We start from the raw sequence: 24281 nt of genomic DNA, 5'->3' as shown, positions 1-24281 counted from the left end.
ATTTCTCTCTTATTTTAAATATATAAAGCGTATGTGATAAGAATGACTCACTATGTATAAGCTTTATTCTTTCAACAACGTCTGAAATGCTTGTAATCCGGCCATATCAAACTCATTACCAGTCAGCTCATCAAGCAAATCTGCCAGCTCATTTTCAGCCGTATTCAATTGGCTAATGGTATCCGTATAGGTATCAGCATATTTATCAGCCAATGCCTGCACTTGCAGCGTTAGGTGGCTTACTACATCATTTGCTAACTGTGCCATTGCTTGTACTAATGGTAATATCCATTTATGATTTAGTAGATCATTCACCTTTTCATCAGTCAGCGCCTCAATCGTCAATTTAGTTTTTTGATGCAAAGCTTCTGTGTCTTCTTTAATCTCCGACTTTAGTGTTTTTTCTTCATCTAATAAATCGCTTATCTGCACTAGTCTAGCCTCATCACTGTCATCAGCAAACTGGTGCGAGGCTTGTAAGGTCTTGAGATAAGCATTTATTTTGGATTTGCCATAAGTACCGTCTTTGTTGGCATCGACATCTTGCCAATTAACAATGGTATTGTTAGCAATGAATTCGAGCTTTTCAAGCTTGTTGGGCTTTTCATCCAAAAATGCTAGGTAAGCATTTAACGCTACGACTTCAGGGGTCTCAATGTCAGCATAGGCTGACTTGAGGGCTTTATTGACCTCATTAACTAAAAAGCTGCTATTGCTATCATTAAGCAAACTCTCTTTTTGCTCCTCATCCAGCTCATCTATCAAAGCCTCTAGCTCGCTAGCTACTGCGCCTAGACGGCTTTCTTTATCCTTTAGTTGCTTTAAATCATCGGCTAATAGCTGCTGCTGGACTAGCTCAAAGGGCAATATATGCCCGACCCAGCCTTCTTGTACTTCTTTATCCTTACCGTTGACTTTTTTTATTACCATATTCGGATTGACCTTTTTGGTCGCGGCAAAGCTCTCGGTTTGAATGATTTCTAAATCTGTCATTATCTGTTGCCACAAGTCATCAAGAGATTGATAGGCAGCATATTTATCAATTAGTTTGAAGTGCTGTAAGCGCTCAAATATATTATTTGCTAACACATTTTCTTGCCTAGAGATCTTGAGCGTAGTTGAATTGTCGATCAATTCAGCCCGTAGATAATCGCTAAAGCTTACGAATGTTGAATGATAGTGATCAAAAAACGCCTTTATATCTTCGTTATCATAGATACGAGTTTCAATCTCTTTAGTCGTTAACCCAAAATAAGGCGTATTATCGGTTTGCGTAAATAGACTGTCTTTTAAGCTAGGGAAAGCCTGCCAATATTGTCGTAACGACTCGATTTCGTGTTGTGGAATACCGCCAAACATCGTGGCATAAATATCCCACGTCTGCGCATCATCAGAAGAATCTACATAGCGAGGTATATTTAAATTATAGTTTTGCTCGCGTACCTTTTTCTGGCTCACGACGGACGCGTATTTATCTATGTTCTCTCGGTTAATGACTGCATCAGTAATTTTTTTGATGTCTGAGGCTTGTAGCTGGTTGTCTTTACCTACCTTTATAAAGCCCTTTGAAGCATCGATAATCAGAATATCGGTATCAGCACGTTTTTGTTTGAGCACCATGATGACAGTAGGGATGCCTGTACCAAAGAAGATATTGGCAGGTAGTCCAATAATCGCATCGATATGATTGGCTTCAATTAGGTTCTTGCGGATAGTTTCTTCTTCACCACCACGAAACAGGACACCGTGAGGCAATACGATAGTCATGATACCATCAGGCTTTAGATGATATAAATCATGGAGTAAAAAAGCAAAATCTGCTTTGCCTTTTGGAGCTAGCCCAAAACGAGCATAGCGAGGGTCAGATTCTTTATTTTTGGGTTCCCACTCTTGCGAGTATGGTGGATTCGATACCACAGCATCGACATATAAAGTCTCATAGCTATTTATAGGATCTGCATCATTAAAATAGGGCCAGTCATCCTCTAGCGTATCAGCATTACGAGTCACGATATTGGCTGGTAAAACCCCACGCATAATAAGGTTCATGCGGGTTAAGTTATAAGTGTTTTGTTTAAGTTCTTGAGCGTAATATTTAATATTATTACTATCGTCAATGTGTCTAGCAACTGATTGACCAATGTTAATCAATAATGAGCCCGAACCACTGGTTGGGTCATAAATTTCAATCTTGTCACGATCTCTTAGATGATGAGCCACTATTTCCGACATCAGCAGTGACACCTCATGTGGCGTGTAGAACTCACCTGCTTTTTTTCCAGCGTTCGCGGCGAACATACCCAGTAAGTATTCATAAATGAAGCCAAGCACATCGTAGTCTTGCTTACCATCCATTGGTATGTTTTTTATAAGATGAATGAGACTACTGGCAGCTTTACTTTGTGACCCAGTATTCTCACCAAGCTTACTTAAACCTGTTTGTAAGGTATCAAAAATTCCCTCGAATACTTTCTTATGTTCAATATTGCGTGAAAACGCTGACAAGGCATCACGTACATCAGCGATATCAAAGTCACTGCCCTTATCTATCCATGTGGAAAACAAATGAGGATAGGCAATAAAATAGCCCACGCCCTTTTTGATAAAATCTACCGTCTCAGTATCCGCTTCAGTGAGATTAGCGATATCCTGTTCCGTAAAATCATTTTCTTTTAAAAAGCGAACTTCTTTGTCTGATAAAAACTTATAAAACACAAAGCCTATAATATAATCTTTATATTCGTTGGCTTCGATTTTAGAACGCATTTGATTGGCAGACTGCCAAATTTTATTGGCTAATTGTTGTTTATTCATAAGGCTAGATAGTCTATGTAAGTAAATCAAGGAAAGGGGAATATGGGATAAGATTGTAGCGGTTAGCACTCTCGAAGGCAAAGTGATATTAGTTTGATTTATTGATGTATTTTAGATAGTAGAATCGGAGGGGATTGCAATGCTTGTCAAGCAGCTTCCCCAATCCAGTAACTGGCTATATTCGAGATGAAAGATGCATAATAAAATTAGTTCACCGTTTTTTCTTTATTATCTACTTATATCATTGAAATAAGTAATTTTACATTTTTAGTGATAATATATATTTGAGACTAAATAGTATCTTAGAAATATTTAGTTACAATCTATCAAAGGGTAAATTCTGTTATTCGCTTTCCATCCGATACTTGAAAGATGTTGGTCTAATTGTTGGTCTATACCTATTAATATTTATAAAAAATCATTTAAAATCAATTACTTAAATTACAAGTGCGACTTCCTCCTTCACCGCCAATCCTATATTGCTTAATCAAAGACTGCAGTTTTCCTATTTTTTTCTACTCTTTCACAAACTCCCTAAACACTCGGCAATTTAGGCAGCCAAAATACCAACGCCAATAGCGTGGCTAATAATACCGGCGGCGTTATCAGCAGTCCGACCTTCATATATTGCCCCCAGCTGATTTTATAATCCTTTTCAGCCAATACGTGTAACCACAATAGCGTCGCCAAACTACCAATAGGCGTGAATTTTGGTCCCAAGTCATTGCCGATGACATTGGCATAAATCATCAACTCTCGTGTAGCAGCGGGCACTTGGGCACTATCAATCGCCAGCGCGCCTATCAGCGTCGACGGCATATTATTCATCACAGACGCTACGATGGCGGACAAGAACCCTGTGCCGACCGTCGCAACGAGCGCGCCTTGTTGACCTAGCCAATTAAGTATTCGTGCGCCATAGGCGGTAAGCCCTGCATTGCCCAAACCATAAACCACCAAATACATACCGATTGAAAACAATACAATTTGCCACGGTGCTTTTTTAAGAATATTGACGATAGAAAACTTAGCATCACGCCCGCCTTGCCACCAGCGTCCAGCTATGGCCATTAGGAGAAGCGCCGCTGCACCTGTTACTACAGAGATAACTAGCCCGAGCGATTCAGTCGCGAAATACGCCACTAATAATGATGCTAATAGTGGAAAAGCCGCCCGAAATACCAGAGGATCTTTGATAGCCGATTGAGGTGCGCTAAGATTTGCCGTTGAGTAGTGCCTCGGAATGTACCGCGCATAAGCAAGCCACAATACCGATAGCGTCGCTAGAACAGAGACGATATTTACCGGTACCATCACCGCCGCATAGCGACCAAAACCAATATCAAAATAATTGGCACTGACGATATTAACCAAATTAGAAGTCACTAATGGCAAGCTTGCGGTATCAGCAATAAAACCAGTGGCAATAATAAAAGCTAAAGCAGATTTGGGGGGAAAATCAAGGCGCAGTAGAATAGCAATCACAATTGGCGTCAGCAGTAAGGCCGCCCCATCATTGGCAAAGAAGGCGGAGATAAACGCTCCTAGCAGCACAATCATCGGAAATAGCAAACGCCCGCGCCCATTGCCCAGCCGAGCGACGTGTAATGCCGCCCAGCCAAAAAATCCCGCTTCATCTAAAATAAGGGAGATGATAATCAATGCCACAAAAGTAAAAGTGGCGTCCCAAACGATATCCCAAACGATACCAACGTCAGACCAGTGCACCACACCAAATACTAAGGCAACCAAAGCGCCGCCCATCGCACTCCAACCAATGCCAAGCCCTTTCGGCTGCCAGATGACCAAGACCAAAGTTACGATAAAAATAGCGAATGCGAGCATGAAGTAACCTTAATGAGCCAATTGAAGCAATGAAATATTAATAAAGGCAATAATAAAATAACAACGTTAGAGCGATTTTTGATTGACGCGTTGTGAGACTTCCGCAGCGCTTTCAACCCGTTCTGAATAGCGATCAGTCAGATACACCGAACGACCTCGGGTAAGCCAGGTAAATTTGACCAATTCTTCGCAAACGTCAACCACACGCAGATAAAGTGGGGACATTTTCATGCGGTCATTATCGTCAAATTCCAAAAATGCTTTAGGGATAGAAGATTGATTGGGGATGGTAATCATCCGCATCCAGCGCCCAAGAATACGTAATTGATTGACGGTATTAAAACTTTGGCTGCCGCCACTGACTTGCATGATAGCGAGAGTTTTACCTTGGGTCGGACGTACGCCGCCGAGCGCCAATGGAATCCAGTCAATTTGCGCTTTCATAATACTGGTAATGCTGCCATGGCGCTCGGGACTGACCCACAGCATGCCCTCTGACCACTGTGCCAGCTCGCGTAACTCTTGCACCTTTGGGTGGTCGCTATCTGCGTCATCTGGCAGTGGCAAACCTGATGGATTAAACATGCGCACCTCACAGCCATACCAACGCAATAGACGGCTTGCTTCCTCAGCGGCCAATCTAGAAAATGAGCGCGCTCGCAGGGAGCCATATAACACCAATATTCTTGGCGCATGGCGTGGGTCATCTTTACCGACCAAAGACTCAATATCAATGGCTTGTATTTGATCAAAATCAACATTGGGTAAATCGTTATTAAGTGAATCAGCAGCGGGCAAATCAGTAGCGTCAATATTACTAGTACTTTTATTACTAAGACCGTCTACTATTAAGACTTCTGTCTTTTTATTCTGTAACATGCTTCACCACTTCCCCATTCTCTTTTGTGAAACTACTGACCGGATTTTCCAGTAATTCAAACACTCGCTCTGCCGGTCGGCACAGCGCCGCGCCTTTATCGGTAACAACAATAGGACGATTGATTAAAATAGGGTGCGCTATCATGGCATCAATCAGTTGCGCGTCCGTCAATGCTGGATTGTCTAAACCAAGCTCGGTATAAATACTCTCTTTACTGCGTAAAAGCTCGCGCGGAGTATTCTGCATCAATGCCAACAACTCAATCAAGTACTCACGAGATGGCGGTGTTTTTAGATATTCCACCACATCTGGCGTCTCACCTGAGGCCTGCATAATGGCAAGGGTATTACGAGAAGTGCCGCATTTTGGATTATGAAAAATTATTGGCGTCATAAGGTTCTCCTTTTTACGTTAAAGGGATTGGATTTGGTATGTCTTGATATGACCAAACCGCCATGCAATTAAAACAACGTATAATTAAATAGACAAATAAGCACTTGATTGAATAAACCCTAAACTACAGCAGCTTTACCTAAACATAATAAATTTAAAACTATGGCAAAAAAATTACTCATTATAGCGCGAGTTGGATTGGTGGCTATCGGTGCCGTTATCATGGTTGATTGTGCCGTGTTAATGACGGTCGGAAAAATCAACTTTGGCACTGTCGTACCATTCTTATTGGGCAGCGTGTTTGTCACCCATGGGATATTTTGGCATGCTATCCGCAAATTTACTAGGCAAAACCCATTTCGCAATCGTCTTTGGTATGCGCTATGGCTGCTGTTTTTTATTTGGCTGATAAGCTTTGGCTTATTTATTTTCTCGTTGCAGCAGCAGATCAAGCGCAGCGCACAACCTGTGCCTGAGGTCGCGGCGATTATTGTATTAGGTTCAGGTACTATCGCAGGCAAGCCAACACCGACGCTTGCTCAGCGTTTAGATACGGCCGCCCCGCTGATTAAAGCACAGCCAGAGGCGCTAGCGCTGACCAGTGGCGGTATAGGTATGGGGCAGACGCGCAGTGAAGCCAGTATTATGGCGACTTATTTACATGAGACACATGGCATTGCCTTTGAGCACATCTTACAAGAGGGCAAAAGCACCAGTACCGCCGAAAACTTAATCTATAGCCAAGTAATTTTGGCAGCAAAAGAAGTGCCTATCACGGCGCCTATTGCCATTGTGACCAGTGATTTTCATACCATTCGCGCGGCTGCCATTGCCAAGCATCAAGGTTATCAGCGACCTATTTTGCTCGCCAGTCCAACGCCGCTATCGATTCGCTACAATGCGTGGTTTCGTGAGTATTTTGCCTTTGTCAGTGGTTGGCTGTTTGGTGAATATTAATGATAAAAGCCATCAATAAGGCAACTCGGCCAATAATTTAGTCCTGAAATATAACCAAGAGCAACCATAACCTTCATAAATATAATAACAACGGATTCCGCTATGCTCGTCGATATTTTATTAACCATTCACTTTATACTGCTGGTGCTAATATCGTTGCGCGTCCTTGCGCGCCATGACTTAACGGCGCCGGCGCGTTTGGCTTGGTTGGTGATTTTATTTCTCTTACCTTATTTTGGCGTCTTGGTTTATTGGATGTTTGGTGAGGTGCATTTAGGGCGCAACTTCACACGCGAACGTCAGAAAATCATCGATAAATTGCATCGTCATCGCCCAGAGGTACTTGGTAGCGATATGGCGTTATTACATGCCGTTAAGCCTGAGTACCGCGCAGCCTTTGCTTATTCAGCAAAAGCCACCGGCTTTCAGACGACAGTTGGCAATCGCGCTGAGCTAATGGCAGATGCCAATGAGACGCGCACACGTATGATTGACGACTTTGATGCGGCAACAGACCATATCCATGTGCTGTATTATATTTGGCTGGTCGATGGCATGGGTACGGCTACCGCAGAAGCCCTAATTCGGGCAGCAAAGCGCGGCGTCACCTGCCGAGCGATGGTCGATGGCATGGGCTCGCGCAAGATGGTCGGCTCAAAGTTATGGCAAGAGATGAAGGACGCGGGTGTGCAGCTCAGTGTGGCGCTACCGTTAACCAATATCATAAAGGTTATGCTCTTTAGCCGTATTGACTTGCGTAACCACCGCAAAATTACCGTGATTGACGGTAAGGTTGGCTATTTTGGTAGCCGTAACTGCGCCGACCCTGAGTTTCGTGTAAAGCCAAAATACGCTCCCTGGGTTGATATTATGCTGCGTATCGAAGGGCCCATCGTTGCGCAAAATCAGATGCTATTTGCCAGTGATTGGCTAAATGAAAACCCTAATACGCCGCTCGACAGCTTTCCGTACAGCACCGATTTGCAGCCAAATCTGCCGCCCAATGATTTTGCTGCGCAAGTTTTTTCTGATGGCCCGACCCAGCGTCAAGGCAACACGCCGCAGTTTTTGGGTGCCTTAATTAGCCAAGCCCAGCACACACTCATCATTTCTACGCCTTATTTCGTGCCTGATTATTCGCTGGTGAGTATCCTATGTGCAACCGCCTATCGCGGGGTTGAAGTGACGATGGTTTTTCCAAAGAAAAACGACTCCTTTATCGTTGCCGCCACCAGTCACAGTTATTATTGGGAATTGCTTGAGGCTGGCGTAAAAATCTACGAGTATAAGCCGGGGCTGCTACACGCCAAAACCCTGACTGTCGATGGTGAAATCAGCTTGATTGGTTCAACCAATTTGGATTTGCGCAGTTTTCATTTAAATTATGAAAACAATATCGTCTTTAGTGATAACAAACTGACCGCCGATATTATGGAGCGCCAATATCAGTATATCGCTGATTCTGATGAAGTAACGCTTGAAGAGGTTAACAACTGGCCGTTACCGTATCGGATTTGGAATAATATCGTCGCCACCATGGGACCGATTTTATAAGTCGACCTTTAGCCGATGCAGCCAATTGCCGCCCATTAATGAGTGGGCTTTTTTTGTAAAACATAGACAACAAACTTAGCTTCTGTTGCAAAAGGTTGTACTGCCCCCTCTGCTAGTAGCCGCTGCCTTTTTTCGCTACGGGCCCGATAGGCATAAGGGGTCATGGTCATTAAATCTGCCAATGCCTCTGCCGCTAAACTGAGCTTACTACTGACATGATGGGTCTCTAACAACTGAAAATAAGGCGCTAATTCGTCCAAAAACTTATCAGAATCATGCTCACGGACGTCATCAAATAACGCCTCACGCATCGTTGCCAAATGCCCGATATCGGGCTTGGCAATGATCAAATAGCCCTCGTCGCTTAACACTTCATTAAATGCTTCTGGCAAAATGGGACTAAAGATACTGCTAATACCATCGATACTATGCGCGCGTAGCGGCAAATGCGCCGCGCTAGTCACCAGCGGGTAAATAGCTGCTGCATAAGTCCCATCTTCCTTAGCCTCCTCAGCCCCTTGATACCAAAGACGACCTAAAGCCTTACTGGTTCTCGCCAGCTCTACAACAGCAGGTTTACTGATATCGGCAGCGATAAGCATATCCATACCTGTTTGCGCCATTGCCTGCGTGTAATAGCCCTCTCCGCAGCCAATATCCAGCCAATTAATGGGTTTATTTTTTTGCTTAAGACTGGCTTTTTTTGCCATCAATAACGCTGTCATCTTTTGGCAAATTAAGTCATTTAGTGGCTGATAATGCCCGGCATTTAAAAACCGTTTACGCGCCTCAATGGATTGCTGACTGTCGCCCGGTGCTTTGGATTTTTTTTGTTGCACCGGTAATAGGTTGATATAACCCTGACGCGCCACATCAAATGGATGAGCCGTTTGCTTAGGGTTCAAACTGCCATCACAGCGCCACGTATCATCGGCGGGCTGCAGAGGTGATTGGCAAAGGGGACAAATAAATAAGCTCACAAGTATCTCAACGTTAGCGCAATATGGCTGCCATTTTAACAAAGTTCCGGCTAAGTAAGGGATAAATGCCGCAACAAAAAAGTAAGTAGCGTAGGATATAAAAAAGCCATCTTAAATTTTAAGATGGCTTTTGATTTAAAATTTTCTGATTTGAAGCTGTTTGATAACTTAACGCAGTTTTAAGGTCATCAGCCCAAGAATCACAAGGATAATGGCAATAATCCAAAATCGTGCTACTACTTGGGTTTCTTTCCAGCCAATCTCTTCAAAGTGATGATGCAGTGGCGCCATACGAAAGACGCGTTTTTTACGCAGCTTATACGAGCCAACTTGTAGCATCACAGACAAGGCTTCGGCGACAAATAAACCGCCCATAATGGCAAAGGCAATCTCTTGACGGGTCATAACCGCAATTGTACCGAGCATCGCGCCCAATGCTAGCGCCCCAACATCACCCATAAATACTTGCGCTGGATGAGCGTTAAACCATAAAAAACCTAACCCTGCGCCAATCATCGCACCGCAAACAATAATCACTTCTGAGTTATAAGCAATATAAGGCACATGCAAATAATCAGCAAAGCGTACGTCGCCCGACACATAAGCCATGGCGCCTAGACCTGCCGCCACCAAGACCACGGGCAAAATCGCCAAACCATCTAAGCCATCAGTTAAGTTAACGGCGTTTGAGGCACCATTAATCACAAAATAGGTAAAGATAATAAAGCCAATTCCAAAGGGCACTGCCGAAAAAGGAATCATCCAATCTTTAAAAATCGGTAATAGCAAGTCCTGCATCTCACGCGTGGTCGCTATATTTGGCTGCAAGGTAGCAATATAATATAAAGAAATCCCGACGAATAACGCCCCCATCGACAGCCAAAAGTATTTTTTGCGGGCGATCAGACCTTTGGGGTCTTTATACTTAATTTTAAGCCAATCATCCGCCCAGCCAACCGAGCCAAAGATAATCATGACGATAAGCAAAATCCACACATAGGGATTGTTTAATCGCGCCCACAGTAAAGTCGATACCCCAATTGCGCTTAAAATCAGCACGCCGCCCATGGTTGGTGTACCGGTTTTGACCAAATGCGACTGCGGACCATCATTGCGAATCGCCTGACCGTACTTGAGCGCACGCAGGCGATTGATGACGCGACTGCCAAACACCATACTGAACGCCAGCGCAGTAATAACCGCCAACAACGCCCGTAGCGTCAACGAAGAAAACGCAGAAAACGGCGTATAATACTGACCAAGCCAGCCAAACAACCAAACTAACACCGCCTACTCCTCGACTAGCGCATTGATAAGGGTTTCCATTTCCATGGAACGTGAGCCTTTAAACAGCACCGTACAAGGCTGCGCCTGCTGTGCTTGTAAATAAGACTGCAAATAGGCCAATAAACTGTCTTTATCAGCAAAGGCATGGGCATTGATAGCAGAAATCTCTTGCGCGCCCGCCACCGTATAGGGCGCATATTCACCAACGCACAGCAGCACATTGATGCCAGTGGTCGCAATGGTACGACCTAAGCTTTGATGCTCACTGATCGCCGCCTCTCCTAGCTCGCCGATATCGCCAAGTACCATCACCTGCGTACCCGTTTGCGCCGCCAGCACTTTAGCAGCTGCGCGCACCGAATGCGGATTGGCGTTATAAGTATCATCAATCAAGCGATGCAGACCAAGGAGCTGGCTGTTTAAGCGTCCTTTTGCAGGACGGGCGTTTTCAAGCCCGACGACAATATCGCTAATATCGATATTTAACGCATGGGCACAAGCAGCAGCAGCCAACGCATTATTGACATTATGCTCGCCCGCTAATGGCAAATTAATATCATGGACTTCGCTACCAATATGCAGCTTAAACTCACTGCGCTCAGGCTCGACATCTAAATGACTGGCACTGACATCAGTATTGCCAAAGCCTATAACGTTTGGGGTATGCTTTTCAGCGATACGGCGCAATTGATTGGTAAAATCATCTTTATCAGGAACTATGGCAAATTGGTTATCATGTAAGGTATGGTAAATTTCAGCTTTGGTTTGGCAAATGCCTTCGCGGCTGCCAAATTCTCCCAAATGCGCGGTACCAATATTTAAGATACATGCCACATCAGGCTGCACAATCTCAGTGGTATAAGCAATCTCACCGAGATGGTTTGCGCCCAGCTCCAAAATGGCATAGCGATGATGATCAGATAATTCGAGTAGCATCATCGGCACGCCTAAGTCATTATTTAGGTTGCCACGGGTAATCAGTGTTGGGGCCAAGCGTCCAAAGATACTACCGAGCATCTCTTTACAGGTGGTTTTGCCGCTCGAGCCTGTAATGGCAATGACGGTTAAATTGTCGTGCTGCTGCCGACGATAGGCCGCCAATTGACCGAGCGCCAAACGCGTATCATCGACAACCAATTGCGCAATATCAGCAGCAATCGGACGTGAAACGATAGCCGCAACCGCACCTTTTTCTATAGCAATATCCAGATAATCATGTCCGTCAAAATTATCACCCGTTAAGGCTAAAAAGATATCACCGGTTTTTATAGTACGCGTATCGGTAGCGATACGCGTACTACTACTAATGGGTTTGTTTGCGTCATTGTTGGACTCTACAGATACTGTCCCAAATTGCCAATGGCCACCCACTACTTTGGTTGCCGCAAGCAGATTGTCTGCTTGCCAAACATACAGCCCTTGCGACTGAATGCTGTTATCGTTGTCGGCTGTCATAATGATTACCTTATATATGATGACTACTTATCTTTGATATTTTTCAGCGTACGTTTTTTAAAACGTACAAAAAATGAATGGCAGGCGCTATTACTTAGCTATAAATACTATAAACGTCCGGCTTGCTTAAGGGCATGTTGCAAAATAACGCTGTCGTCAAAATCATAACGCACATGGTTAATCTCTTGATAGGTTTCATGACCTTTGCCCGCGATAACAACGATATCAGCAGGCGCTGCTTGCTTGACCGCGTATTCGATGGCAGTTTGGCGCGCAGGCTCGATATGGGTACGCTCGTACTGTGCGCGGGTCATGCCCGCTTGCATATCTTGCAAGATTAAGTTCGGGTCTTCGGTACGCGGATTGTCCGCCGTCAGTACAACCTTATCAGCGCCCGCCAATCCCGCTTGCGCCATTAATGGACGTTTGCCGGCATCACGATCACCGCCACAACCAAATACTGCCCACAGCTGACCTTTACAATGGGTTTTTAGACTGGCAAGTACTTGGCTTAATGCATCAGGCGTATGGGCATAATCGACGATAAAACAGCCATTAGCAGATGGCACACGCTGCATGCGCCCTACCGCGCCTTGTAGCTGCGGGATAACATTAGCAATACGCTCAAGGCTAATTCCTAAAGCTACAGCAGTGGCGATAGCAGCCAGTAAATTGGCAACGTTAAAACGCCCGAGTAATGGGCTAATGATATTAATGCTCTTGGTTTCTTTATTTTTAAAATCCGTACGCAGTGCAATCTCAACCCCTTGCAAGCTTGGCTTGATATCAGCGGCAACAAAGGTTGCAGATTTCGCTGGGTCTAAACTATAGCTCCAAACGGTCAAACCACTGGCATGCGCCGTGTCGAACATAATCTGGGCATGCTCGTCATCGATATTGATAATGGCGTGGGTTAACTCGGGGAAATGCGCTTTATCAAACAGCTTGGCTTTTGCCGCCGCATATTCTGCCATATCAGCATGATAATCGAGGTGGTCACGGCTCAAATTGGTATAAATCGCCACCGACACCGGCATACCTTGTAAACGCTGCTGATCGAGACCGTGCGAGCTCGCTTCTAAGGCCAATAATTGCGCCTTCTCGAGACCCATTTGATATAAGAACTGCTGTACCGCTAAGGCATCGCCGGTGGTATGGCTGGCTTGCACCAGCGCGCCAAGCCTACCGTTACCTGCCGTGCCCATCACGGCGCTACTCATACCCGTCAATTGCGTTAATTGCGCCACCAATTGGCTGATGGTGGTTTTGCCATTGGTACCAGTCACCGCAACGACCGTCGGTAAGGTCACAGGCTGCTGATGCTGTAAGCGCGCTTGAATCAAGTCACCTAAAAAATCACGAATATGGGGTACGTATACTACTGGACAAGGCAGTGCTGCTAATTGCTGCTGCGCTTTAGAGCGATCACTATCGTTTGTGAAGGAAATATTGGCGTGTGGCGGCACATTAGCTGTAGACAGCAAAGCGATTGGATCAATTTCCGACAGGATAAACGCCGCCTGCTCAGCGGCTTGATATAAGTAGTCGCGACTTTTTTGGCAATTTGGTGTCTGACTTTTTAATAACACAAAGACATCGTTTGCTACTAACTGACGGCTGTCTAGACGGAACTGCTCAAAGAGAATATGAGCAATCGAAGTTTTTGCTTTCGGTAGTTGACTGCTATATGTGCTTATCAGCGTTGTTAATGCTTGCGTTAAGCTATGGCTTTGCCTATCTCTATCGTTGCTACTGGTTTCAATCAGCTGTTGTAAGGTGACTGCGGTATTGCTTTTTGGCGAGGTAGACAGAGACATTGGCAAATCCTAAACGGTTAAAACGCATCAAATAGTTAACAGCTGAAACATGGAGCTTAGTCATGAAACTTGATCATGAAAATTGGTCATAAAACTCAAGCATGGAATTTACTTTTTTAGCTACGGCTCTTCAGTTTTCAATGGTTTATCTAACGGCACATTATATAAACGTAGCGCCTCTTTCATAACATTATGAAAGACAGGGGCTACCGTTAAGCCAGCATAAATCTGACCACGCGGGTCTTCGATAAGCATCACCCCGACCAGCTTAGGATTGGACGCGGGCGCCATACCGGCAAAGACGTTTCGGTACTGGTCGCTATAGTAACCACCTTTGGGGTTAATACGGCGTGAGGTACCTGTTTTACCGGCCACACGATAGCCATCAATCGCAGCAGCCTTTGCCGTACCACCTGGTTCTGTAACGCTTTCTAGCATCTGTACGATAGACATGGCTTGTTCGTGCGCCATGATACGTTTGCTAGGCTGTTTTTTGTCGTCTTTAATTAAGGTTAATGGGTGCATTACCCCACCAGCGGCAAGCGCCGAATACGCCTGTGCGACCTGAGCTAAGGTGACTTGTAGGCCATAACCATAACTGACCGTTGCTCGTCTTGACGTTTCTTTTTCTTTTGGCGTAACGACAAGACCACTGCCCTCGCCGGGGAATTGCAGCGGAGTTTTTGCCCCAAAGCCAAACTGTCTTTGCATATTGGTAATGGCATCAGGCGGCAAGGATAACGCAATCTTGGTTGAGGCGACGTTACTAGATTTTTGTAGTAATGTCGCAAGCGTAATGCGTCCCAGATTATTGTGGTCGCGAATGGTATAACCGCGCACACGAATAGAGCCAGGATTGGTATCAATCAAAGACGTGGTGGTATATTTACCTGAATCCAATGCTGCTGCCACGGTAAATGGCTTCATGACCGAACCCGGCTCAAAGACGTCGAGCAGCGCACGGTTACGCTGGTTTTCACCCGTCATCTCGTTCAGATTATTAGAGTTAAAGGATGGCCACGTCGATAGCGCTAGCACTTCGCCCGTTTGTACATCAACAATCATACCAGTCGACCAGCGCGCTTTTTGCAGGCGACCGGCTTTTTCAAGCTCTTTATAGAGCAGATACTGTAAGCGCGAATCAATCGTTAAAGCGACATCTTTACCCGGTACTTCTGGCTCGACTTGCTTGATTTCTTTTAAGCTATTTTGCTTGGCATCTTTTAATACCAGCACCTTACCGTCTTCACCCGCCAGCGCCGTTTCATACTGACGCTCAATACCAGCACGGCCTTCATAACCGCCTTCAGGATCATTGGCGTTTTGCCCCATGAACCCTAATAACTGTGAGTTTGGTTGCGGCTGCGGATAATAGCGCTGAAAGAAGTTTTTCTCATAGACACCCGGAAAATCAAGCGAGCTGACACTTTGGGCGATCTCAGGCGTGACTTTATTAAGAAGCGGCAGATAATGTGAACCTGCGCCCGATGGTAGCGCCGCTTTCACCGCTTCTTCATCGGTGACATCAATACTGTCATCGATAGCCGTGACTTTTTTCAGCTCAGTGACTGAGATGTTGGCCGCTGCTGCAAGCGTGGTTAAATCCATATTATCTAAACGCTTTTGCATACGCGCGACAAGCTGAGGACTATCAGGGTTGGTCAAGATAATACGCTTCAGCTCATAATATTCGCGCGCATAATCGTGCGGGCTAAACGACACGGTCGCAAGCGGCGCACTGACAGCTAAAGGCAAATCATTACGATCGGTAATCATACCGCGATAGGATTTTTGCGTACGCACGCTGGTAATCAGCTCATTGCCTTTATCTTGATAAAACTGCGCATTGGCGACTTGTATATAATAAGCACGGCCAATTAATAAGCCTAAAATGACTAACGATATTGCCCAAATCGTGCGAAAGCGGTTTTTGTCCAGCTCAACACCGCCGCGCGACGACGCCCCAGAGGCTTTACCCAAAAAGGCTCTTTTGCTTTTTTGGGTTTTTACACTGGTATAAGCGCCCTGCTCTTCGTTCTTTTTTAGGCGGCTAAATAGCTTAGCTTTGCGGTTATCGGCCGCTTTAATGTCAGCTTTGCCGCTTGTTTGTCCAGATTTGGCAACACTGGCACGGCGTAGCGGCTTAGTGACTTTGCCGCTGGCGGATTTTTTGCTGTTATTTTTGGCGGCTTTATCGTTTTTGGCGGTGGGCTTTTTATCAGTCATCGTCCTGCCTCCGCAGCGTTAGCATCCGCCTCAAAAAAATCTGTTTCATTGGCAGCGGCAGCATCTGTGCCATCGTCCTCGAGCACTGGCGCGACGGCAACTGCCGCTCCCGGCTGAATAATCAGCTTGTCTTTAAGGGTTGGCGAAAACATACCCAATTCAGCAACGGCGCGACTGGCAATTTGCGGGGTCGCACTAAAGGTTTGCTGCTCGATAAGCAAACGCTGGTGTTCTACCTGTAGCTTGCGCTCTTGTTTTTTCATATCTTGCAAGGTTTTATAATCCTGATGATATTGCTGCACGCCTTCTGCCGTCTTGATGCCGCTCCAGACAATAGCCGCTGCCAGTAACACTAATATGACCACGTAAATACTGACCACGTTAAATCGGCGCACGAATAATTCGCCAACATCAGGATTAGGAGGCATTGCGGCGCGGCGGTTTACAGGTTTGTCAGATATTGCCATGACGATCTCAAAAAAGTGAACTTCAAAATAAAAAAAGCGCTAAGATTTGCGAGTGAACACACCCTCATGAGCCATCAGCACCATCAATAAAAATAACTATCAATAAACACATAACCAAGCAAAAAGTAACTGCTGAGCCTAGCAGAGAATGTTTACAGCTTTTTAACAGCCGCGTAATCATTAAAACATTCAGTCATATTTTACCCACATAACTGAATAGCAAGTTTTAAGACTTAGCTTAAGAATTATCATCTGCTTTATAATCCGTATCGCTCCGGGTCGCCATACGCAGCCACGCACTACGCGCGCGCGGATTATTGCTTATTTCAGCCTGACTGGGGCCGACGCGTTTTGGCTTACTAAAATAACGCGGACGCTTGGGCGGCATCGGTAAGCTTTCATCTTCTGGATACTGACCTTTACTATGGCGCTGCAAAAATTGCTTGATACGGCGATCTTCTAACGAATGAAAGCTAATCACTGCCAGCTGACCGCCCGACTTTAAAATCGGAATACTTTGTTCCAAAAAGTCATCGACATCGCCAAGCTCATTATTGATAAAAATACGCATGGCCTGAAAACTTTGCGTCGCTGGGTGCTTACCACGCTGCCAATTTGGATGCGCTGCTTTTATCACTTCTGCCAGCGCAAGCGTGGACTCATAGCTGTCCATCTGCTTAATCGCACGGGCAATACGGCGGCTGTGACGCTCTTCGCCAAACTCATAAAGCACATCGGCCAAGGTTTCATCGTCGACTGTCTCGAGCCACTCGGCAACCGACTGCCCGCGACTGGTATCCATGCGCATATCGACCGCGCCATCGCGCATAAAACTAAAACCACGCCTACCGTCATCAATCTGCGGCGAGGAAATACCCAAATCCGCCATCAGACCGTCCACTTTCGTGATACCCATCGCCGCTAGGCTATCGGTCAAGGTTGCAAAGCTATCATGCACCACTTTGACGCGGCTATCAGATTTTGCCAATTCTTGCGCAACGCTAATGGCTGTTGGGTCTTTATCAAACACAATTAAGGTTGCATCATCAGCAAGCTGACTTAATAGCAGGCGGCTATGCCCACCGCGCCCAAAAGTTGCATCCACATAAATGCCACTTTTTTGTAAGCTGTTTTGACGGCTGTCATCTGTTTGTTTGGGCAGCGTTTTGACACCCAATACCGCCGACACCGTTTCTTGTAGTAGCACGGCGTCATGGACAAAACTTAATTCATTAGAACCCGCTTGCTGTATGACGGGCTCTTGAGCAGAATCGTTTTCAACAATAGACGAATTGACCTCTGACTCAGAACTATCAATGACTGAAGAAGGGGGTTCTTTAGAATTTAACGTGTTTTTTGACTTTGGATTCGATATGGACACAAACGACTCAGTAGATGATGACCTTTTTGGCCAGTAATAGTAAAAAATCAGATGAAAATAAACAAGTTATGACTCACCTAGCATTATTATCGCAAGGATATACGGCGAGTCAAGCGCTAGAGAGGCTTTTCGTTAAAAATATCTCAGCTCTCTGTTATACTAGCGCTATATTTTACGCTATTTTTCTACCGTGACGGCGACTGTTTCACCCGTATTTTGACTCAATTTCTCTATTCGCCTTGAACTTTAACTTTTCTCGCCATTTTATTCATTCACCAGCATATTCTGAGATTTTTATGACCCAAACATTATCCCAAGCCAACCTTGATAGCAAGCGCCCTATTCGTACGCGTATTGCGCCATCTCCAACTGGTTTTCCGCATGTCGGCACCGCTTATATCGCCCTATTTAATTTAGCCTTTGCCAAAGCCCATGGCGGCGAGTTTATTTTGCGTATTGAGGACACCGATCAAACACGCTCAACCGAGCAATCTGAACAAATGATTTTGGATGCGCTGCGTTGGGTCGGTCTTGACTGGGCGGAAGGACCAGATATCGGCGGTCCGCACGCACCTTATCGTCAGAGTGAACGTAGTGATATTTATAAAAAACATGCCGAGCAGCTGATAGAAAATGACCATGCGTTCCGCTGTTTTTGTACCCCTGAAGAGCTTGATACCATGCGCGCTGAGCAAATGGCCAATGGCGAAACGCCGCGCTATGACGGTCGCTGCGCACACCTTGCTCCTGAAAAAACTACTGCGCTTGCTGCATCAGGCTTACCACACGTCATTCGTATGCGCGTGCCAACCGAAGGCGTCTGCCAGATACATGACATGCTACGCGGTACGGTTGAGATTCCTTGGACGCAAGTCGATATGCAAGTGCTGCTAAAAACTGATGGCATGCCAACTTATCATCTCGCCAACGTCGTCGACGACCATTTGATGGAAATCAGTCATGTTATGCGCGGTGAAGAATGGCTCAACTCGGCACCGAAGCATCAGCTGCTTTATGAGTATTTTGGTTGGGAGATGCCCGTTCTTTGCCATATGCCGCTACTGCGTAACCCTGATAAATCAAAGCTGTCAAAACGTAAAAACCCAACCTCTATCACTTACTATCGTGATGCTGGCGTGCTACCTGGAGCCCTGCTAAATTATCTCGGTCGTATGGGCTACTCAATGCCAGATGAAGCGGAGAAATTCACCTTAGAGGAAATGATTACCAGCTTTGATATTCAACGTGTATCGCTTGGTGGCCCTATTTTCGATATCGAAAAACTCAACTGGCTAAATGCGGAATGGCTACGTGCGCTTACCCCTGAACAGCTTAAAAACAAAATCCTTGAGTGGGCAAGTGACAGCGATAAACTGACCGCGATTGCCGCGGCGATTCAACCACGTATTGAACTGCTGTCTGATGCGGTTAACTGGGGCGGCTTTTATTTCCAAAATCTGCCTGCTATCACCGCTGAGAGCTTTACCCATAAATCGCTGACGCCTGAGCAAATTACCGAGATGCTACAACTGGCGCTTTGGCAGCTAGAAACCTTGCCGACGTGGACGGAAGAAAACATCTATGCCACCCTAAAAGGTCTTGCCGCGCATCTTGATATCAAGATGCGTGACTTTATGGCGCCGTTCTTTATCGCTATCGCTGGTAGCACCTCATCGACGCCTGTCATGAACTCTATGGCGATTATTGGCGCTGATATGACGCTGACACGCTTGCGCCATGCGGTTGATGTCCTAGGTGGCCTTGGTAAAAAGAAGCTGAAAAAACTTGAGAAACAAGCGGCAGAATTGCCAGACTTCTTGGCGGCTGAATAGTTTGGCTGCTAAATAACCTTGTACTGGTTAATTAAGAGTAGAATGCATAAGTAATAAAAAAGGGTCAGGCTACTACTGGCCTTTTTTTATATTCATCTCCGTACTAAAGTGCCCATAATTAGCCATTTAAATACTTTTACTAACTTTTTTTGCATTATTTTGCATTATTTTTAAAATAGCGGTTGACAAGACTGCTGGTCTTACCTAAAATACGCACACTCTTAGCGAGGGGCTATAGCTCAGTTGGTAGAGCACTTGCATGGCATGCAAGGGGTCAACGGTTCGACTCCGTTTAGCTCCACCATACTATTTATCGCAACGTTCAGTTTACTGACACTTTGATAAATACTCGCTAGTGGGACGATATCAGCACCTAGGCAAGGCTTGCTCTATTAATAGATAAGCACTCTGATATTGTGAAGTACCGTTGTAATGCTATTGTAAAATAGTGGTTATGACACTCTATGCGTCCCCATCGTCTAGAGGCCTAGGACACCGCCCTTTCACGGCGGTAACGGGGGTTCGAATCCCCCTGGGGACGCCACTATTCGGCGTCAATGATTAGCACTTTTGCTTAGCGCCTTTAAGCATCAGATTAGACTAATAAGCGCACAATAAAAAATCCCAGTCATCATACGGTGATTGGGATTTTTTATGTCTGTGATTTATTATAGACGTTTAATGCTATCACAAGGAAATATTGGCTATGTTTGGTATCGAGAATTACCTAGGGTTTGTCTTGGCGGCTATCTTGTTAAACCTGACCCCTGGCAGCGATAGCATGTATATCGTTACCCGCAGTATTTCACAGGGGCAAACGGCGGGGTTTTATTCCGTGCTTGGTATTATCTCAGGGATTTTAGTACATACGTTATTGGCGGCGCTGGGCTTATCCGTTTTACTGGCCAACTCTCCTACCGCATTTATGATTGTTAAATATATAGGTGCTAGCTATTTGTGCTATCTAGGCGTCAAAATACTTATGAGTAAACAGCAGCCTTTGATAGGCGCGAGTTTACAAGAAAACGGAAAACCTTCTTCTGCTAAGACTTTAGATTATTGGCAAATATATAAGCAAGGTATGCTCACCAATACCTTTAATCCAAAAGTCGCGCTATTCTTTTTGGCTTTCTTTCCGCAATTTATCAATCCTAACTATGCGAATAGCACCTTGTCCTTTTTACTTTTGGGACTAACCTTTGCCGTCACTGGTTTTATATGGTGTTTATGTTTGGCATTACTGGCGTCAAAATTCAGTGAAAAGCTGCGAGAGAATCCAGCTATCGAATCTATTTTAAATAAAATTAGTGGAGTGGTGTTTATTGGCTTAGGTATTAAGCTATTGACTGAGAAGGGTTAAAGGTAAAAATAACGAATTAAAAAGTATTGCGCATAAAAAAGCCCAATCATCACGACCGGGCTTTTCTTATTCTCACTTTAATTAAATATTACGCTGCGTTTTTACTTTCAGCTGCTAATTGACGTAGTACATAGTGCAATACGCCGCCATGACGCACGTATTCGCGCTCTTTTGGCGTCTGTAGCATGACGTTTACCTCAAAGGTTTCAGTTGAACCATCAGCACGGGTCGCCGTCACTGTTGCGGTTTTACTCTCACCATTATCAAGGCCTGTGATACTTAGCACTTCAGAACCGTCTAGGTGATAAGTATCGGCGTTTTCACCATCTTTAAAGGTTAATGGCAACACGCCCATACCAACTAAGTTTGAGCGGTGAATACGCTCAAACGAGCTGGTCAATACCGCTTTTACCCCGAGCAAAATCGTACCCTTCGCTGCCCAGTCACGGCTTGATCCAGACCCATATTCTGCACCGCCAAGTACCACAAGTGGGCGCTGATCTTCTTTATACTTCATTGCCGCGTCATAGATGGCCATTTCTTCGCCGTCTTTTAACGTCGCGTTGTCGCCTTTAAAGTAGTAAGTATAGCCGCCTTCTTTACCGCCCATCATCTGGTTTTTGATACGGATATTGGCAAAAGTACCGCGGGTCATGACCGCATCGTTACCACGACGTGAGCCATAACTATTAAAGTCGGCTGGCATCACACCACGCTCTTGCAAGTACTTACCCGCAGGAGAATTAGCATCGATATTACCAGCTGGCGAGATATGGTCAGTGGTGATTGAATCGCCAAATAAACCCAAGATACGCGCGCCTTCGATATCAGGGATACCTTCTGGCTCCATGGTCATGCCATCAAAGAACGGTGGGTTTTTGATATAAGTAGACTTTTCGCTCCATGGATACAGCTGACTATCGGCTGAGCTAATGGCGTTCCATGCAGCACTACCGTCAAATACTTCGCCGTAGTTTTTACGGAACATATCGGCGTCGATATTATTGGCAATTAGTTCATTAATTTCATCGGACGTTGGCCAAATGTCTTTTAAGAACACATCGTTGCCGTCTTGGTCTTGTCCTAGCGGATGGGTGGTCAAGTCAATATCAACCGTCCCTGCCAGCGCATAAGCAACCACCAGCGGTGGCGACGCCAAGTAACTGGCCTTGACGTGCGAGTGAATACGCCCTTCAAAGTTACGGTTACCCGATAACACCGCAGCGGCAACCAAATCGTTTTCTTTGATACCTTGTTCAATCGACTCTAAGAGTGGGCCTGAGTTACCGATACAGGTGGTACAACCATAACCAACCAAATAGAAGCCTGTTTTCTCTAGCTCATCCATCAGTTTGGTTTTTTCAAGATAATCGGTAACAACTTTTGAGCCTGGTGCCAATGAGGTTTTTACCCAAGGCTTGGCTTTTAAACCTTTGGCAGCGGCTTTTTTCGCCACCAAACCAGCGCCAATCATCACCGCCGGGTTTGAGGTGTTGGTACAAGAGGTAATCGCGGCGATAACCACCGAACCATCACGCAGTTTGTGGCTCTTATCATCGATATTAACGTCAGAGAAGACATTAGGCTTGGCATATAGTCTATCGGCTTGCTCTTGCTGCGCACCTTCTTGGTCAAAGCGCACCTTACCATCGATTTCTGACTTACGGTCTTTGGTCATTTTCTCTAGCGTTTCGCCAAATTTTTCATGCATATCAGATAAATTGATACGCTGCTGTGGCAAGTTAGGACCGGCAAGGGCTGGTTTCACCGATGATAAGTCCAGCTCAAGCTTACTTGAATACGTCGCCGCTGGCGTATCGGCATCATGCCATAAACCTTGTGCTTTGGCATATTTTTCAACCAGCTCAATCTGGCTTTCTTCACGACCTGACAGACGCAGATAATCAATCGCCATTTGGTCAATCGGGAAAATACCGCAAGTCGCACCGTATTCTGGTGACATATTAGCAATGGTTGCACGGTCAGCGAGTGGCATACTGTGTAAACCTTCGCCGTAAAATTCGACGAATTTACCTACCACACCGTGAGCACGTAACATCTCAACCACGCGTAGTACCAAATCCGTTGCGGTCACGCCTTCGGTCAATTTGCCTTTGAGCTCAAAACCGACCACTTGTGGAATGAGCATTGAGGATGGCTGACCAAGCATCGCCGCTTCCGCTTCGATACCACCAACACCCCAACCGAGTACGCCGATACCATTAATCATCGTCGTGTGACTGTCTGTACCAAATACCGTATCTGGATACGCGGTCAGCTCTCCGTCTACTTCAGCAGCCATTACTACACGCGCTAAATATTCTAAGTTAACCTGATGCACGATACCGGTTGCTGGTGGCACAACGACAAAGTTTTTAAAGGCGTTTTTGCCCCAATGTAAAAACTCATAACGCTCGTTATTGCGCTTAAATTCAATTTTCTCGTTTAAGTCTAGTGCATCTTCACGGCCATAAGCGTCGACCTGTACTGAGTGGTCAACGACCAACTCACTTGGGATAAAGGGGTTAATTTGCTCGGCACGACCGCCAAGCTCAACGACCGCATCACGCATCGCTGCCAAATCCACCACTGACGGTACACCAGTGAAATCTTGCAAGACCACACGCGCAGGCATAAAGGCGATTTCTTTTGACGCTTCTGCGCCAGCGTCCCAATTGGCAACGGCTTCGATGTGGTTTTTGCCGACAGATTGACCGTCGTCTTCATTACGTAATAGGTTTTCTAAGACGATTTTCATACAAAACGGCAATTTGCTGATGTTCTCGTAAGTGTCAGTCAGCTTTGGCAAGCTATAATAAACGTGCTCCTTGCCAGCGACTTCAATCGTATCTTTTACATTAAAAATATCACTCATGGTAGCTTCCTTATCGTTGTTATAGATCCTAAGCATAAATCCTTATGCCATTAATACGACTGTGAATGCATGGCAATTTATGCTGATAACTGGTGGCTTATTTCTTCTTAATTTAAATGAATGTGCTTAAATCGAATGGCGACACCTATTTTTTAATA

At 45.3% G+C, this 24281-nt stretch carries 16 protein-coding genes and 2 tRNA genes; 6 read left to right on the top strand and 12 right to left on the bottom strand.

Annotated elements, in window-relative coordinates; genetic code table 11:
* Positions 1 to 63: 63 nt before the first annotated feature.
* The 4 genes from FOR85_RS07965 to arsC form a co-directional block, all read right to left on the bottom strand.
* Complete coding sequence (locus FOR85_RS07965) at positions 64 to 2814, bottom strand: type I restriction-modification system subunit M (RefSeq protein ID WP_060491994.1); 2751 nt, start codon at positions 2812 to 2814, stop codon at positions 64 to 66.
* Between the two features lie 534 nt (positions 2815 to 3348).
* Complete coding sequence (locus tag FOR85_RS07960; RefSeq protein WP_144297481.1) at positions 3349 to 4659, bottom strand: arsenic transporter; 1311 nt, start codon at positions 4657 to 4659, stop codon at positions 3349 to 3351.
* 66 nt (positions 4660 to 4725) lie between these two features.
* Positions 4726 to 5538, bottom strand: a complete 813-nt coding sequence (arsH, locus tag FOR85_RS07955; RefSeq protein WP_223808573.1) for an arsenical resistance protein ArsH — start codon at positions 5536 to 5538, stop codon at positions 4726 to 4728.
* Positions 5525 to 5932 (bottom strand): arsenate reductase (glutaredoxin), encoded by a 408-nt coding sequence (arsC, locus tag FOR85_RS07950; protein WP_144297480.1) that lies wholly within the window; start codon positions 5930 to 5932, stop codon positions 5525 to 5527. The genes arsH and arsC overlap by 14 nt, the downstream gene beginning before the upstream one ends.
* Before the next feature lie 162 nt (positions 5933 to 6094).
* Between arsC and FOR85_RS07945 the strand changes: the two genes are divergently transcribed.
* The gene (locus FOR85_RS07945) at positions 6095 to 6889 is read left to right on the top strand and encodes a YdcF family protein (protein WP_144297479.1); all 795 of its coding nucleotides are present in this window, start codon (positions 6095 to 6097) and stop codon (positions 6887 to 6889) included.
* Positions 6890 to 6991: 102 nt separating this feature from the next.
* Positions 6992 to 8443: a cardiolipin synthase gene (gene cls / locus FOR85_RS07940; protein ID WP_144297478.1), complete on the top strand. Its 1452-nt coding sequence runs from the start codon at positions 6992 to 6994 to the stop codon at positions 8441 to 8443.
* A gap of 35 nt (positions 8444 to 8478) precedes the next feature.
* Here cls and FOR85_RS07935 read toward each other — a convergent pair whose 3' ends face one another.
* The 7 genes from FOR85_RS07935 to rsmH all read right to left on the bottom strand — a co-directional run bounded on the left by FOR85_RS07935 (position 8479) and on the right by rsmH (position 17927).
* The gene (locus tag FOR85_RS07935) at positions 8479 to 9423 is read right to left on the bottom strand and encodes a putative RNA methyltransferase (RefSeq protein WP_306767972.1); all 945 of its coding nucleotides are present in this window, start codon (positions 9421 to 9423) and stop codon (positions 8479 to 8481) included.
* 168 nt (positions 9424 to 9591) lie between these two features.
* Positions 9592 to 10710: a phospho-N-acetylmuramoyl-pentapeptide-transferase gene (mraY, locus tag FOR85_RS07930; protein ID WP_144297477.1), complete on the bottom strand. Its 1119-nt coding sequence runs from the start codon at positions 10708 to 10710 to the stop codon at positions 9592 to 9594.
* A gap of 3 nt (positions 10711 to 10713) precedes the next feature.
* A complete protein-coding gene (murF, locus tag FOR85_RS07925; protein WP_144297476.1) occupies positions 10714 to 12165 on the bottom strand; it encodes a UDP-N-acetylmuramoyl-tripeptide--D-alanyl-D-alanine ligase in 1452 nt (483 codons plus the stop codon).
* 107 nt (positions 12166 to 12272) lie between these two features.
* Positions 12273 to 13982, bottom strand: a complete 1710-nt coding sequence (locus FOR85_RS07920; RefSeq protein WP_144297475.1) for a UDP-N-acetylmuramoyl-L-alanyl-D-glutamate--2,6-diaminopimelate ligase — start codon at positions 13980 to 13982, stop codon at positions 12273 to 12275.
* A gap of 120 nt (positions 13983 to 14102) precedes the next feature.
* The gene (locus FOR85_RS07915; protein ID WP_144297474.1) at positions 14103 to 16208 is read right to left on the bottom strand and encodes a penicillin-binding protein 2; all 2106 of its coding nucleotides are present in this window, start codon (positions 16206 to 16208) and stop codon (positions 14103 to 14105) included.
* The gene (locus tag FOR85_RS07910) at positions 16205 to 16675 is read right to left on the bottom strand and encodes a cell division protein FtsL (RefSeq protein WP_144297473.1); all 471 of its coding nucleotides are present in this window, start codon (positions 16673 to 16675) and stop codon (positions 16205 to 16207) included. Before FOR85_RS07910 ends, FOR85_RS07915 begins: the two co-directional genes overlap by 4 nt.
* 238 nt (positions 16676 to 16913) lie before the next feature.
* Complete coding sequence (gene rsmH, locus FOR85_RS07905; protein ID WP_223808576.1) at positions 16914 to 17927, bottom strand: 16S rRNA (cytosine(1402)-N(4))-methyltransferase RsmH; 1014 nt, start codon at positions 17925 to 17927, stop codon at positions 16914 to 16916.
* Between the two features lie 425 nt (positions 17928 to 18352).
* Between rsmH and gltX the strand changes: the two genes are divergently transcribed.
* The 4 genes from gltX to FOR85_RS07885 all read left to right on the top strand — a co-directional run bounded on the left by gltX (position 18353) and on the right by FOR85_RS07885 (position 21248).
* A complete protein-coding gene (gltX, locus tag FOR85_RS07900) occupies positions 18353 to 19888 on the top strand; it encodes a glutamate--tRNA ligase (protein ID WP_144297471.1) in 1536 nt (511 codons plus the stop codon).
* A gap of 228 nt (positions 19889 to 20116) precedes the next feature.
* Positions 20117 to 20192: transfer RNA gene (locus tag FOR85_RS07895), tRNA-Ala, on the top strand.
* A 164-nt stretch (positions 20193 to 20356) separates the two neighbouring features.
* Positions 20357 to 20432 (top strand) — tRNA-Glu (locus tag FOR85_RS07890).
* A gap of 162 nt (positions 20433 to 20594) precedes the next feature.
* Positions 20595 to 21248: a LysE family translocator gene (locus FOR85_RS07885; protein WP_144297470.1), complete on the top strand. Its 654-nt coding sequence runs from the start codon at positions 20595 to 20597 to the stop codon at positions 21246 to 21248.
* Between the two features lie 88 nt (positions 21249 to 21336).
* Here FOR85_RS07885 and acnA read toward each other — a convergent pair whose 3' ends face one another.
* Positions 21337 to 24123, bottom strand: a complete 2787-nt coding sequence (gene acnA / locus FOR85_RS07880) for an aconitate hydratase AcnA (RefSeq protein ID WP_144297469.1) — start codon at positions 24121 to 24123, stop codon at positions 21337 to 21339.
* Between the last annotated feature and the right edge of the window lie 158 nt (positions 24124 to 24281).

Source organism: Psychrobacter sp. YGAH215, assembly GCF_007280595.1.
Classification (GTDB): Bacteria; Pseudomonadota; Gammaproteobacteria; order Pseudomonadales; family Moraxellaceae; genus Psychrobacter; species Psychrobacter faecalis.
Note: the sequence above shows the minus strand (reverse complement) of the source record. Positions and strands in the feature narration are given on the sequence as shown.